10 protein-coding genes are annotated in these 14,977 nt (G+C 61.4%); 3 read left to right on the forward strand and 7 right to left on the reverse strand.

The window, feature by feature from the left end:
* Positions 1 to 18: 18 nt before the first annotated feature.
* From KW824_RS18510 to KW824_RS18530, 5 genes are all read right to left on the reverse strand, one after another.
* The gene (locus KW824_RS18510; RefSeq protein ID WP_218410669.1) at positions 19 to 2,607 is read right to left on the reverse strand and encodes a sensor histidine kinase KdpD; all 2,589 of its coding nucleotides are present in this window, start codon (positions 2,605 to 2,607) and stop codon (positions 19 to 21) included.
* Between the two features lie 136 nt (positions 2,608 to 2,743).
* On the reverse strand, positions 2,744 to 3,259 hold the full coding sequence (locus KW824_RS18515; RefSeq protein WP_218410670.1) for a potassium-transporting ATPase subunit C: 516 nt from the start codon (positions 3,257 to 3,259) through the stop codon (positions 2,744 to 2,746).
* A gap of 157 nt (positions 3,260 to 3,416) precedes the next feature.
* Positions 3,417 to 5,480 carry a potassium-transporting ATPase subunit KdpB gene (kdpB, locus tag KW824_RS18520; RefSeq protein ID WP_218410671.1) on the reverse strand — a complete coding sequence of 688 codons (2,064 nt, stop codon included), beginning with the start codon at positions 5,478 to 5,480 and terminating at the stop codon, positions 3,417 to 3,419.
* Between the two features lie 67 nt (positions 5,481 to 5,547).
* Positions 5,548 to 7,227, reverse strand: coding sequence for a potassium-transporting ATPase subunit KdpA (gene kdpA / locus KW824_RS18525; protein WP_218410672.1), 1,680 nt, complete (start codon positions 7,225 to 7,227; stop codon positions 5,548 to 5,550).
* Between the two features lie 330 nt (positions 7,228 to 7,557).
* Positions 7,558 to 7,995, reverse strand: coding sequence for a helix-turn-helix domain-containing protein (locus KW824_RS18530; protein ID WP_226170909.1), 438 nt, complete (start codon positions 7,993 to 7,995; stop codon positions 7,558 to 7,560).
* Between the two features lie 109 nt (positions 7,996 to 8,104).
* Between KW824_RS18530 and KW824_RS18535 the strand changes: the two genes are divergently transcribed.
* Genes KW824_RS18535 through KW824_RS18545 form a run of 3 tightly spaced genes read left to right on the forward strand, consistent with a single transcriptional unit; the run spans position 8,105 to position 10,911 of the window.
* Positions 8,105 to 9,055 (forward strand): alpha/beta fold hydrolase, encoded by a 951-nt coding sequence (locus tag KW824_RS18535; protein ID WP_256351418.1) that lies wholly within the window; start codon positions 8,105 to 8,107, stop codon positions 9,053 to 9,055.
* Between the two features lie 11 nt (positions 9,056 to 9,066).
* A complete protein-coding gene (locus tag KW824_RS18540; protein ID WP_218410673.1) occupies positions 9,067 to 10,071 on the forward strand; it encodes an NADP-dependent oxidoreductase in 1,005 nt (334 codons plus the stop codon).
* A 51-nt stretch (positions 10,072 to 10,122) separates the two neighbouring features.
* Positions 10,123 to 10,911: an SDR family oxidoreductase gene (locus KW824_RS18545; protein ID WP_218410674.1), complete on the forward strand. Its 789-nt coding sequence runs from the start codon at positions 10,123 to 10,125 to the stop codon at positions 10,909 to 10,911.
* A gap of 569 nt (positions 10,912 to 11,480) precedes the next feature.
* Here the strand turns inward: KW824_RS18545 and gorA are convergent.
* Positions 11,481 to 12,830 carry a glutathione-disulfide reductase gene (gene gorA, locus KW824_RS18550; protein WP_218410676.1) on the reverse strand — a complete coding sequence of 450 codons (1,350 nt, stop codon included), beginning with the start codon at positions 12,828 to 12,830 and terminating at the stop codon, positions 11,481 to 11,483.
* A 76-nt stretch (positions 12,831 to 12,906) separates the two neighbouring features.
* Entirely contained in the window at positions 12,907 to 14,865 is a 1,959-nt protein-coding gene (locus tag KW824_RS18555; protein ID WP_042650653.1) for an ATP-binding protein, read from the reverse strand.
* Positions 14,866 to 14,977 lie beyond the last annotated feature (112 nt).

The following is a 14,977-nucleotide window of genomic DNA, read 5'->3' on the forward strand; positions in this document are numbered from 1 at the left end:
GCACCCAGAATGTGCACATCATACCTCAGGTGTGTTGAGGGAGAGCGGTAGGGAGATGCGCATGCAGGTACCGTTGCCGTTGGGGCCGGAGAATGCCCAGATGCGACCACCGTGGGCCTCTATCATGGCGCGGGAAATGGCGAGTCCAAGTCCGGTGCCGCGACTACCGCAATCCCCCACCGGCTGGGTGTAGAACAGATTGAAGATCTTGTCCCGATCCGATTCCGCGATGCCAACCCCGATATCGATGATGTCGATGATGAGGTCGGGGTCCGCCAGCATCACCTTGAACTCGATGGGGGTGCCGGCTGGCGAGTAGCGGGAGGCGTTGTCGAGGATGTTGACCAGCACCTGCTCGATCAGGGCGCCGTGCACATAGAGCTGTGGGATCTGCTGATCGAAGTGGATCAGCAGCCTGTGCTGGCGCCAGGAGGAGTCCAGCCGCTTGCGGGCACTCTCCACCAGGTCGGCGAGGTCGACCCACTCCCGCTTCAGCTGGAAGTCCGGGGAGCCGATGCGGGTCATGTCCAGCAGGTTCTGCACATAGCTGTGCAGGCGGCGCGCCTCCTCCTGCACCGAGTGGAGCAGCTCGTTGCGATCCTCGGCACTGATCCGGTCACCGTATTCCAGCAGTGTGCTGCCGGCCCCCATGATGGTGGCGAGCGGTGTCTTCAGATCGTGGGAGACCGAGGAGAGCAGGGCGGCACGCATCCGATCCGTCTCCGCCTGCAACTGGCTGTCGGCCAACCGCTCGTTGAGATCGATCCGCGCGAGGGCGGCACGGATGTCGGTGAGCAACGCCTGCAATTGGTGCTCGGCGGAGGAGGCGAGCGGGCTGGCCAGCCGTATCCCCAGCACCAGATCATCGGTGAGGTGGTGATACTGGGCCTCTGCCGCATTGAGGGTGGCGGTGTGAGCCCCCGCGCTCTGCTTCTGGGCCAGGCACCAGTCGATGGCGGCCTTGTCAGTCTGGCCAGGTCCCCGTACCTCGTCTCCGGCCCTGTATTGGTACTCCTCATCCAGGGCAAACACGGGCTGTCCCAGGGCCAGGGAGATGGCCTGGGTACCCTGCCTGAGCACCTCCACCGGGCTGCTGGCGGTGGCCAATCCCTGGCTGAGAGAGAGCAGGGCGTTGCCAAGCTGCTGGGTCTCGCGCAAGCCCACCAGTTGCTGGCGCTGGCGGGAGGCGAGACGCCCGGCCGTCATGCCGACGATGAGCAGCACGAACAGATTGAGCAGGTCGCTGTGGTTGGCGACGCTCAGGGAGAAGTAGGGGGCGGTGAACAGCAGGTTGTGGCCGACGAACCCCAGCACTGCCGCCAGGATGGCGGGCACCAGGCTGGTGGAGAGGGCAGTGGCGAGCACCCCCAGCACGAACAGCAGTGGCAGGGAGGCGGAGGGCAGCCAGTGAGAGAAGCCCCAGGCGATGGCCGAGGTCGTTCCCATGATCAGCAGGGCCAGCAGGCTTTGGCGAATCTCCCTGGGGCCTGCAGGGTGCAACTTCAGGCTGGGTTTGCGCTTCCCGGTGTCCACCAGTGTGATCTCGAATCCCTGCGCCTGTTTCAGCAGGTGTTGCACCAGGGAGCGGCGCCAGGGTGGGCTGTGGGGCTTGCCAAGCAACAGCTGTGAGACCTGCTGCTGTTCGGCCGTCTCCAGCAGGGCATCGGCGACCGCCGGGCTGGAGAGCGTCAGCACCCTGGCACCCAGCTGGGAGGCCAGCGCCAGCGCCTGCTCCAGCTCAGGGGAACGTTGCCCCTTGCTGTCGATGTGTACTACCAGCCAGGGCAGTTGGCGACGCTGGGCGAAGCGGTGGCCGTAACGTACCAAGGCGGCGCCGTGCTGATCCCCGAGGCAGACCATCAGCTTGCCCCGCAGCGGTAGCGTGGTCTTGCCCGCCGCCTGCCACTGCAGTTGCAAATCCCCTTCCACGTGGCTGGCGGCAGTCTGCATCGCCAGCTCGCGCAGGGCGGTCAGGTTGTTGAGAGAGAAGAAGGATTGCAGGGCGGCCTTGGCCTGATGGGGCACATAGACCTTGCCCTCCTTGAGCCGGCCAAGCAGCTCCTTGGGGGGCAGGTCTATGAGGACTATGCTGTCCGCTTCCAGCAGCACCTGGTCGGGGAGGGTCTCCTTGACCCTGACCCCGGTCAGTTGCCACACCAGATCGTTGAGGCTCTCCAGGTGCTGAACATTGAGGGTGGAGTAGACATCGATGCCGGCGCCGAGCAACTCCTCCACATCCTGCCAGCGTTTCTCGTGGCGGCTGCCGGGAGCATTGGTGTGGGCCAGCTCATCCACCACTACGATGGCGGGCTTGCGTTCGAGCAAGCCATCCAGGTCCATCTCCTCCAGTCGTTGCTGGCGGTGGTGATGCAGTTTGCGTGGCTGGATGGCGAGCTTGTCGAGCAGCGCCAGGGTCTCCTGGCGCCCGTGGGTCTCGACCACGCCGATGAGAATGTCGACTCCTTCCCTGGCCTGTTCCCGTACCGCCTGCAACATGGCGTAGGTCTTGCCTACGCCGGGGGCGGCGCCGAGGAAGACCTTCAGCTTGCCCTTGTGTTCCTGTTCCAGGCTTGCCAGCAAGGCGTCGGCCCGAGCCTCATCACGCATTCCCGTGCTCCTGCTTCATGCCTGCCAGCAAGGCACCCGCTTTTACCACATTACGCATCATCATCCTTATGGAGCAACTGCCGGCTCGGTTCGACAATCTGGGTCGCCCTCCAACTCGGGGCAGCCTGGCGCGCCATCATGCGTCCTTGTGCTGATCGAGCAACAGATTCAACTGGAGTATGTTGACCACCTGGGGGCCAAGGATACCAGCTTGTGTCGACGACTTGACCTGCTCCGTCAGGGAAGCGGGATCCAGCCCGCGTTGCTTGGCGACGCGATCCACCTGGGCCAGCACGGCATCCAGAGGCAGGTGGGGATCCAGGCCCGAACCTGAGCGGGTCAGCATGGCGGGGGACTGGTAGTTACCCTGGGCCTTGGCAAATTCGCTGCGCAGGGGGGAGCTCACCCCCAGGTTGCTGGCGCCGCTGCCTATGGTGGTGAAGTCGCTGGCGGAGGGGCGGGAGTGGAAGTACTCCGCCCGCTCGAATTTCTGCGCCAGCAGGGCGCTGCCGACCAGCTGCTGCTTGGCATCTGTCAGCTGGCTGCCGTTGGCCTGCCAGGGGAACAGCAGCTGGGCCAGTCCGGTGACGGCCAGGGGGTAGCCAACACCCAGCAGCAGGGTCAGGGTCAGCAGGGTTCTGATTGCTATCATGATTCTCTTGCTCCAAACAGATTGATGGGATGCAGGCCAGGCTTGCACCCGTTATGTGGTTACACCAGACCCAGGCCTGTGATGACCAGGTCGGTCAGCTTGATGCCCATGTATGGGGGCACGATCTGGCTGTGGATACCATCGTGCGGCGTTTTCATCACACCAGACCCAGGCCTGTGATGACCAGATCGATCAACTTGATGCCGATAAAGGGCACGACCAGGCCACCGAGACCATAGATCAACAGGTTGCGGCGCAGCAGGCTGGCGGCAGAGCCTTTCACGTTGACCCCCCGCAGCGCCAGCGGTACCAGCGCCACTATGATCAGGGCGTTGAAGATGATGGCCGACAGTATGGCGCTCTCTGGGCTGCCGAGCTGCATCAGGTTCAGCGCCCCCAGCTGCGGGTAGGCGGCGATGAAGAGGGCCGGCAGTATGGCGAAGTACTTGGCCACATCGTTGGCGATGGAGAAGGTGGTCAGGGCACCCCGGGTGACCAGCAACTGCTTGCCCACCAGTACCACGTCCAGCAGCTTGGTGGGGTTGGAGTCCAGATCCACCAGGTTGCCCGCCTCCTTGGCGGCCTGGGTGCCTTCGTTCATGGCCAGCCCTACGTCCGCTTGGGCCAGGGCCGGTGCGTCGTTGGCGCCGTCACCGCACATGGCGACCATGCGGCCATCGGCCTGCTCCTGACGGATATAGGCCAGCTTCTTCTCCGGGGTTGCCTCGGCGATGAAGTCATCCACCCCGGCCTCGGCGGCGATGGCGGCGGCGGTCAGCGGGTTGTCCCCGGTGATCATCACGGTGCGGATCCCCATGTGACGCAGGATCTGGAAGCGGGCCTTGATGCCTGGCTTGATGATGTCCTTGAGGTACACCACCCCCAGCAACTGCTCGTGGGTGCAGACCAGCAGCGGGGTACCGCCCTGACGGGCGATGTTGTCGACCGCCTTCAGGATAAGCTCGGGCACTCCCTTGCGATCGAGGGAGAGGTAGTTGAGCACCGCATCCACGGCCCCCTTGCGATATTGATGACCGTTGCGATCCAGACCGCTCAACCGGGTCTCGGCGCTGAAGGGAATCACCTTGTCGCTCTCGAGCTGGCTCGGCTTGGCCATGCTCTTGCCGGCCAGGGTCAGGATGGACTTGCCCTCGGGGGTGTTGTCGCCGAGGGAGGCCAGCATGGCGGCCTGGGCCAACAGGGAGGGATCGACGCCGGGGGCTGGGATCAGCTCGTCGGCCATGCGGTTGCCGAAGGTGATGGTGCCTGTCTTGTCCAGCAGCAGGGTGCGCACGTCACCGGCGGCTTCCACGGCACGACCTGACTTGGTGATCACGTTCAGCTTCACCAGCCGGTCCATGCCGGCGATGCCGATGGCGGAGAGCAGGCCCCCTATGGTGGTCGGGATCAGGGTGATGAAGAGGGCCAGCAGGTAGAGCCGCGGTACCTGGGTGCCGTTGTAGTCGAGGAACCAGGGCAGGGTGGCGACCACCAGCAGGAAGATCAGGGTCAGACCCACCAGCAGGGCATCGAGTGCCATCTCGTTCGGGGTCTTCTGGCGCTTGGCTCCCTCGACCAGCGCGATCATTCTGTCGAGCGTGCTCTCGCCGGGATTGTTGGTCACACGGACCCAGATTTCGTCGGACACCACAGTGGTGTTGCCGGTCACGCCGCTGCGGTCGGTGCCGGACTCGCGGATGACGGGGGCGGATTCACCTGTGATGGCGGCCTCGTTGACGGAGGCGATACCGGCAACGACTTCACCGTCGGCCGGGATCATCTCGCCGCAGCGCACCAGCACCAGATCCCCTTTTTGCAGGCTGGTGGCCGCGACCCATTCGCCCTGGCCATCTTTCGGATCCCGCACCCTGCGTGCCTGGAGCTGGCTCATGCCCTCCTTCAGGCTGTCGGCCCGCGCCTTGCCGCGGCCTTCTGCCAGAGTTTCGGCGAAGTTGGCAAACCACAGGGTCAGCCACAACCAGGCCGTCAGCTGCCAGGCCAGGCTGGGAGTGACCCCGGACAGGGGCTGGCCCAGCAGGGACTCCACGGTCGCCATCACGGCGGCCAGCCAGAGGGTGAACAGTATGGGGCTGCCAAACAGCGCCTTGGGGTTGAAGCGATAGAAGGCTTCGATCATGGCCTGCACGACTTGTGAGGTCTGTTTCTTGCCCTTGCCCTTCACCTTTTCGGTACGGGCAGGGATGGAGATGGACTTGCTCATTTGAATGCTCCCAGCATCAGATGTTCGGTCATTGGCATCGGTAAAGTGACTGACATGAACAGGGTCATCAGAGCGCCCCCAGTATCAGGAGATGCTCGGCGACGGGGCCCAGCGCCAGTACCGGCAGGAAGGAGAGACCGCCTATCAGCAGCACGGTGATGATCAGCAACGTTATGAACAGCGGACCGCGGATGGGGAAGTCACCCTCGCCGGCATCCTGTTGGGAGGCGCGCGAGAGCTGACCTGCGATGGCCAGTACCGGAATGATGTAGCCGAAGCGACCGAGCAGCATGGCCAGACCGATGGCGACGCACTGCCAGTTGTCTGCAGCGGCGAAGCCCCCGAAGGCCGAGCCGTTGTTGCCGGCGGCCGAGGCGTAGGCATAGATGAGGCGTGACAGACCGTGAGGACCGTCGTGACCCATGATGGTGGCGGCATCCGGCATCAGCAGCGTTACCCCGCCGATCACCAGAACCCCGACCGGCATCACCAGCATGCTGGCGACTACCCATTTCATCTCGGTGATCCCGAGACGCTTGCCGAGATAGGTCGGGGTCCGTCCAACCATCAGGCCGCACAGGAACACGGTCAACAGCACGAATAGCATCATGCCGTAGATACCGGCACCCACGCCGCCGAAGATGACCTCACCGAGCAGCATGTTGATCATGCCGACCATGCCACCCAGCGGGGTGAAGCTGTCGTGCATGGCATTGACGGAGCCGTTAGAGGCCGATGTGGTTGCCACTTCCCAGATGCTGGAGAGTACAGGGCCGAAACGGCTCTCCTTGCCTTCCCAGTTGCCTGCCTGGGTGGTGAGCTGGGCGAGCGCCGGATCCGGTTGCAGTTCCTGATAGACGGACAGACCGAGCCCCAGCACGAACAGCAGCGTCATGGCGGTGAGGATGGCGCGGCCGTGGCCGGTATCCTTCACGTAACGGCCCAGGGTACAGACCAGGGCGGCAGGAATGGTCAGCAGGGCGACCATCTCCAGCCAGTTGGAGAGTGCGGTCGGGTTCTCGAACGGGTGGGCCGAGTTGACGCCGAAGAAACCGCCGCCGTTGGAGCCGAGTTGCTTGATGGCGATCTGCGAGGCGGCAGGGCCGAGCGGTAACAGTTGCTCCTGACCTTCCAGGGCGTGGAACGGCAGATAGGCCGACAGACTCTGGGGAACCCCTTGCCACACCAGCAGCAGCGCCATGATCAACGCCATGGGCAGCAGCACATAGAGGCAGAAGCGCACCAGATCCTGCCAGAAGTTGCCAAGGTGTATGGTCTGCTGGCGGGAGAGGCCGCGAAACAGTGCGATAGCGACAGTGGCACCGGTGGCGGCGGAGACGAAGTTCTGGGTGGTGAGCCCCACCATCTGGCTGAAGTAGGAGAGGCTGGCCTCACCGGAATAGGCTTGCCAGTTGGTGTTGGTCATGAAGCTGACCGCGGTGTTGAAGGCCAGTTGCCAGTTCAGGCCCGGCAGCTGTTGCGGGTTGAGGGGCAGCAGGCCCTGGGCCATCAGGATCAGGAACAGCAGACCGAATCCGGCGCCGTTGAAGGCCAGCAGGCTGAGGGCGTAGGACTTCCAGTCCTGCTCCCGTCCGTCCGTGCCACAGCAGGCCAGGGTGGCGCGCTCGACCGGCGCGAGCCAGCGACTCTTGCCCTCGAACACGCGATACATATAGCTGCCGAGCGGGGGTGCCGGCAGCAGGACCAGCAGCACGAAGGCCACCGGATAGATTATTTCTTGCCACATATCAGATCCCTCACTCGTGGTCGCTGTGCATCAGTGCACGCATCAGATAACCGATCAGAGCGAGGATCAGCAGCAGGTATAGCCAATTCATAACGACTCCGTTGAGATAATTAGCGCCGAGAGTCGATGCAAATCCATATCGACTCCGTTGGTGTCATTGACGCTGAAAGGGTATGTAAAACGGCCGTAAAGGCGCCATAAAGGGGCATTTGGGGATCGTAAAATCGGCGTAAAGAACGCCGGTTTCAGAGGAGATCGGGTGGTGAGGGATCAAAAAACCCGGCCTGAGCCGGGTTTGGGTGAAAGACGATGCGAGTGTCAAATCATCGGTCAGTTTTCATCAGGCATCACCACGCGCAGCGGGCGGGTCCCAATCTTTGCCCCGGTCACTTCATCGACCACGATGGCCTTGATTTCTGTGCCGGCCTCCATATCGAAGAAACGGATCATGTTGTCGTCGCCCCGATATTGGCGACCCCACTCACCAATCATGAAGAGTATCGGTAGAAAATCGCGACCGGCAGCGGTCAGCAGATACTCCTCACGGGGTGGATGTTCAGAATACAGCCTTTTTTCCAGCAAACCCTCTTCGGTCAACGTCGCCAGTCGGCGGGTCAACATCGTGGGTGCTATCCCCAGACTTTTCCGGAATTGGTCAAAGCGAGTGAGACCGGCATGGGCATCGCGCAGGATCAATATGCTCCATGCATCACCAGCAATCGCCATGCTGCGCGCGATTGGGCATGGGGTATCGTAACTTTTTTTCATGTTCATACTGTTTTGATAGTGACTTGGTTGTGAATTGATAGTAAGTTGATATCAATTTGATAGTAACACTGCAACCACAAACAATCCACCCAACACGGAGATCTCGGACATGGTTACAAAGAAGATGGGGATCGCCTCGATAACCGGGAGATCTGCCGGTCACCGCCCGGTGACAACACTACGTCAGACAGGGCATATGCATTGGAAAGATGTGCCGACCCGCACCATTGATGTGAACGGAACATCTTTTGCCTATCGGGCGCTGGGCCCCGACACCGGTGTGCCGGTGATCTTTTTGCACCATCTGATGGCGGTACTCGATGACTGGGATCCCGGTGTTATCGATGGCATCGCGGCGAAGCGCCGGGTTATCGCTTTCGATAATCGCGGCGTCGGCGCCTCGGGGGGAGCGGTGCCACATACCATTGAGGAGATGGGACGTGATGCCATCGCCTTTATTCGCGCCATGGGATTGTCGCAGGTCGATCTGCTCGGGTTTTCGTTAGGTGGTGGTGTGGCGCAAATGGTGGCTTTGCAGGCGCCGGATCTGGTGCGCCGGATTGTGCTTGCCGGAACCGGGCCGCGGGGTGGTGGCGGTATCGACGAGATCAACAAGATTGCCGCCACCGCCTACCTCAAAGCGGCATTGACGCTGAAGGATCCGCGGCACTTCCTGTTTTTTCCCCGCACCCCGGATGGCAAGCGTGCGGCAAAAGAATATTTCTCTCGTCTGAAAGCGCGCACGGCTGACCGTGACCAGCCCATCTCCCTGCAGGCCAGATATGCCCAGCTCAAGGCGATCCGGAGTGCGGGATTGAGTGCGCCGGATGATCTTTCGGTCATCACGCAACCGGTGTTCGTGGCCAATGGTGACCATGACCTGATGGTCGATAGCCGACTGTCAGCGGACATGGCTCGCCGGCTGCCAAATGCCCGACTGACGATTTACCCCGACTCGGGGCACGGTGGCATTTTTCAGCACTATCGGGCCTTTGTGCCCGAGGTGCTGGCATTCCTCGCGGATGACGCAGACCTGACCCCGATGCACAGCCAAGGATGAATGACCGAACCATGAAAGCACTCACATTCAAACGCTACGGCAAGTCGCCGGAGATTGGGCTCACGGATCTCCCGCGTCCCGCACTGAAGGCGGACGAAATGCTGGTTCAGGTTTATGCCGCCGGCCTGAACCCGATCGACAACATGATTCCGACCGGCATGTTCAAACCGGTGCTTCATTTTCAGCTTCCCGCCACATTGGGCAGCGATCTGGCCGGTGTCGTGACCGAGGTTGGCAGTCAGGTGACCCATTTCAAACCGGGCGATGCCGTCTTCGCCAGTATTTTCGATCGCGGTAGCGGATCCCTGGCCGAATTTGCGGTGGTGCCTGAGCGCGCTGCGGCGTTGAAACCAGCCAATCTGGATTTCGTGCAAGCCGCCTCGATCCCGATGGTCGGGCTCACCTCATGGCAAGCGCTGAAGGAGCGCGCCAATCTGCAGGCTGGCCAAAAGGTGTTTATCCCTGCCGGATCCGGTGGCATCGGCACCTTTGCTATCCAGCTTGCCAAGCTGCTGGGGGCCAAGGTGGGCACCACCGTCAGCACAGGTAACATCGAACTGGTGCGCGAGCTGGGGGCCGATGAGGTGGTCGATTACAAGCAGCAGGCATTCGAGCACCAACTGCACGGCTACGACGCCGTGCTGGGGACCGTCAGGGGCGATGCGATCGAAAAAGCCATCGATATCCTCAAACCGGGCAGCAAGATTATCTCCCTCACCGGCCCGCTGGATGCTGCCTTTGCGCGGGCCCGGGGGCTGAACGTATTGCTCCGCCTCCTGTTCGGGCTGATGAGCCGAAAAATCAGGTCGCGGGCGAACAAGCGGAACGTCGCCTACTCGTTCCTGTTTGTGCGTCCCGATGGTGACCAACTCACCGAAATCGGCGAACTGCTCGACGCTGAACGCATCAAGCCGGTCATCGACAAGGTATTCCCGTTCGACCAAGCCAAAGAAGCGCTGGAGTACCTCGCCAAGGGCCACGCCAGGGGCAAGGTCGTCGTCAGCATCAAGCCGTGATCACGGCCGCATTGGCTCGTTCACCCACGCAACTCATATCAAGGAAATAACATGACCACACTTCCGACCGTCTTTATCACCGGCGCCTCCAGCGGTATCGGTGCCACCTATGCCGAACGTTTTGCTCGCCGTGGCCACGATCTTGTTCTTGTTGCGCGCAACAAGTCGCGCCTGGATGCGCTGGCCATGCGCCTGCGTGAGCAACACCAGATTGCCGTTGAGGTGCTGCAGGCTGACCTGACCAATTCGGCAGAGCTGCCGGCACTGGAAACTCGCCTGCGGCATGACGCACGTATCGGCATCCTCATTAACAATGCAGGCATGCCGCAATCCGGGCATTTTCTGGATCAATCTCCCGAGGCCATCGAATCCCAGATCGCGCTCAACATAACCGCATTGACGCGGCTCGCCGCAGCGATCTCACCGCGCCTTGCGCAATCCGGCACAGGGAGCATCGTCAACATTGGTTCTGTGGTGGGATTTTCGCCCGAGTTCGGTATCTCTCTCTATGGTGCGACCAAAGCCTACGTGCTGTTTTTGTCGCAGGGGCTGGCTCATGAGCTGTCACCCCAAGGGGTCTACGTGCAAGCCGTGCTGCCGGCAGCAACCCGTACCGAAATCTGGGCGCATGCTGGTGTGGATGTCAACACTCTCCCCGAGGTGATGGAAGTAGGCGAGCTGGTTGATGCCGCACTGGTCGGGTTCGATCGCCGCGAGTTGGTGACGATTCCGCCGCTTGATGTCGCCGAACGCTGGATAGCTCTAGATGAGGCACGTCAAGGGCTGATGTCGGATCTTCGCCAAGCCCATGCGGCCGAACGATATCAGCCGCAAGCCTGAACGCCTCAATGTGCCAGATTGGGCTTGAATGCAATGCGAGGAGATACGCTCGTCATGCCATTCAATCTGACAGCCCACAGTGGAAGAACCGGAGTGTGATGGCAGTACTGATGCGCAGACCGTGGTCGAATCTCGCCGTGTGGTGATAGCGCTGCTACAGGAAGTAGTTGGCGTGTGGTGGTCCACACTGTCATGCAGTTGGGAGGAGGCGAGGAAAGGGGAACTGAGTTGTTGAAGCCGGCCTGATGGTGATCAGGCCGGCTTCAACGTGCTTATCGCATTGTCACAAACTCTTCCGCGCTGGTGGGATGAGGCGTGGGAACGCAGTTGTTGAAGCGGGTCTGATAGCGACAGGCCAACTTCAAACGTGCTTATCGCATTGTCACAAACTCTTCTGCACTGGTGGGATGAGGCGTAGGAACGCAGTTGTTGAAGCTGGCCTGATAGCAACCGGTCAGCTTCAAACGTGCTTATCGCATGGTCACAAACTCTTCCGCACTGGTGGGATGAGGCGTGGGAACACAGTTGTTGAAGCTGGCCTGATAGTGACTGGCCAGCTTCAAACGTGCTTATCGCATGGTCACAAACTCTTCCGCGCTGGTCGGATGGATGGCGACACAGTTGTCAAAGTCTGCCTTGGTGGCGCCCATCTTCATGGCAACGCCGAAACCTTGCAGGATCTCGTCCATCGCAAAGCCGATGCCGTGCAGACCGACCACCTTCTCCTCCGGCCCGACACAGACCAGCTTCATCCGGGTGGGCTGGCGATGCTGGGTCAGGGCCGAATACATGGCGGTGAACTGGCTGCGGTAGACCTTCACCTGGCTCTCGCCATATTCGGCGATGGCTTCCGGCTCGGTCAGCCCTATGGTGCCGATGGGCGGGTGGCTGAACACCACGGTCGGTACCAGATCGTAGTTGAGGTGCTCGTTGGGCTTGTTGTTGAACAGCCGCTCCGAGAGGCGACGACCGGCCGCGACGGCCACCGGGGTGAGCTGGATGCGCCCCGTGTTGTCACCCACTGCATAGAGGTTGGCGACGGCGGTGTTCTGGAACTTGTCGGTCGGGATGAAGCCCTGCTCGTCCAGGGTGATGCCGGTGGCGGCCAGATTGAGGTTGTCGGTGGCGGGCACGCGGCCGATGGCCCAGATCAGGCAGTCCACCGTGAGGTGGCGGCCATCTTCCAGTTGCAGGGTCAGGCTGTCGTCGGCGTTCTTGACCACGGCCTTGGGCACGGCGTGGGTGTGCAGCTTGGGCCCTTCCTGGGCCATGATCTCCACCAGGGTCTCGTGGATCATGGGGTCGAAGTTGCGCAGCGGCGCATGCTTGCGCACCACTAGGTGGGTCTCGGAGCCGAGAGCCTGCATCACGCCGGCGATCTCCACGGCGATATAGCCGGCGCCGACCACGGCGACCCGCTTGGGTTGGGCTTGCAGCTCGAAGAAGCCGTCGGAGTCGATGCCGAATTCAGCACCCGGTATGGTCGGAACCTCGGGGCGGCCGCCGGTGGCGATCAGTATGTGATCGGCGCTGTACTGCTCGCCATCAACCTCGATGGTGTTGCTGCTGACGAAACGGGCAAAGCCCTTGATGACGGTGATCTGGTTCTTGCCCAGCACGTTCTCATAGGACTTGTGGATGCGGCCGATGTAGGCCTGACGGGACTCGACCAGCCTGGCCCAGCTGAAGTGATTGAGGGTGGTATCGAAGCCGTAGTCGGATCCATACCTCAGGGCATCGGCGATCTGGCCGGCATACCACATGGCCTTCTTCGGTACGCAGCCGACGTTGACACAGGTACCCCCCAGCTCTTTGGCTTCAATCAGGGCGACTTTCTTGCCATACATGGCAGCCCGGTTGGCCGAGGCGATGCCGCCGCTGCCGCCGCCGATGGCGATATAGTCAAAATGCTGTGCCATTGCGAGGTTCTCCGCTCGTTAAGAATGCAATCACAGCATGATGGGGACAAAGTGGCCGGCTCACAAGAGCCGACGCTCAGTTCTGCTGGATGGGCAGGCGAATATGGAACTGGGCTCCCTGGCCCGGTTCGCTGGCGCAATGGATGCGGCCACGGAGCAACTGCACCACCAGGTTGTAGATGATGTGGGTGCCGAGCCCGCTCCCCCCCTGGCCCCGCTTGGAGGTGACGAAGGGATCGAAGATGCGCGGCAGTATTTCCGGGGGGATGCCGCGGCCGTTGTCACTGTAATCGATGACCAGTTCGTCACCCTGCTGCTCCACCCTGATGGTGATCTTCTTGGGCCTGTCCCAGCCGTCGAAACCGTGATGGATGGAGTTGAGGATCAGGTTCGAGTAGATCTGGGTGAAGCTGCCGGGGAAGGAGTAGATGGCCAGCTTGGGATCGCATTGAATGTCGACTTCGCACTGGGCCTTCTTCAGCTTGTAGCCGAGGGAGACCACCACCTGATGCAGATTGTCGGCGAGGCTGAAGTTGTAGCGCGCCTCGGACGACTGATCCACCGCCACCTGCTTGAAGCTGGCGATGAGCTCGGAGGCCCGCCTCAGGTTGCCCTGCAGCAATTGCATCGACTCGTCGAGATTCTGGGTGAACTCGTTGAGGTAGGAGCGTGACAACTGCTTGGCTTCGAGGTGCTGCTTGAAGTCGGCCACCTGCTCCTGCAGATAGGAGGAGGCGGTCACGCTGATACCGATGGGAGTGTTGATCTCGTGGGCCACGCCGGCCACTAGGGAACCGAGAGAGGCCATCTTCTCCGACTCCACCAGGGTCTGCTGCGCCTGTTTCAGGTCGTCATAGGCCTTGCCCAGCTGGTCGTTGGCATCGCTCAGGCTGCGAGTACGCTCCACCACCTTGCCTTCCAGCTGTTCGTTGAACAGGGTGATCTCCCGCTCCACCTTCTTCAGACGGGTGATGTCATAACCGAAACCAATCAGATACTTGAGATTCGGTCCCTCGTAGAAGGGGGCGAAGGTCCACTGCAGGACGAGCTCGTGGCCCTGCTGGTCATGCATGATGATCTCCCTGTCATCGAGAGAGCCCTGGTCCGACAGGATGGCTGCCAGCTCGGCCCTCTGCTCCTGGCTGACGAAGAGATCCAGCCAGTTGTGCTGGAGCAACTCCTCATGATGGTAACCGGTGAGCAGGATGGCGGCCGGGTTGATGCTGGCGATGTTGAGATCCGGTTCCATGCAGCAGATGACCATGTTGGCCGAGTTGATCAGGGTGGCGGAGAAGTCCCGCTCCTGCTGGAGTTGATCCGCCGCCTGATGGCGGGCCGTGAACTCGTCGTTCAGGCGGGTACGCATCTGGTTGAGGGTGGCGGCCAGCGCATCGAACTCGTCCGGATGCTTGCGGGGCAGGGGGCGCCCCTCCAGCGTCAGTTCCACCGCCAGCCGATCCAGGCTCAATTTCTGGGCGTAGCTGACGATGCGGTTGATATGACGGATCACCAGGTAATAGATGATGACCAGGATGCAGAGGGAGACGACCAGGGTCTTGATGGTCTGGCTGACCAGGATCAGCACCGACTTCTCGATCAGTCGCTGGTAGACCTGCTCCAGGGTGGCGGCGACGAACAGCTTGCCGACCACTTCCCCCTGATAGGTGAGGCTGAATTCGCGGGAGATGTCGTATTGCGCCTGCTCCACACCCTGGGTCAGCAGCGGCACTTCCGAGTTGCCCAGCATCTCCTTGACCATGACGAACTGCATATTGGGCAGGTTCATGATGCCTTCGATCTGCACCTTGACCTGCTCCTCATCCAGGTTCCACAGACTGGCGGAGATGGGTTGCAGGAAGGAGGCCTCGATCTGGTCGATGCTGGCCTCGATGACGGTCACGTCCTTGTTGTAGTCCCAGGCGAGCTGCAGCACCGTGATGACCAGCGCCAGCACGGTACTGCAGATCAGAATGTAGGAAAGCAGACGATAAGAGAGTCCGTTAAGGCCGATGGCCCTGGAGAAGATTCCTGACATGGCATCCTTGCGGTCTGGATTGCGAACGGCTTAGTTTAACTGCTTCATGGACTCATGTCGTGGGTCATGAAATGGATAAAAACAAGGCCCCTTTCGGGGCCTTGTTGGTGTC

Source organism: Aeromonas sp. sif0611 (assembly GCF_019218845.1).
Taxonomy (GTDB): domain Bacteria; phylum Pseudomonadota; class Gammaproteobacteria; order Enterobacterales; family Aeromonadaceae; genus Aeromonas; species Aeromonas media.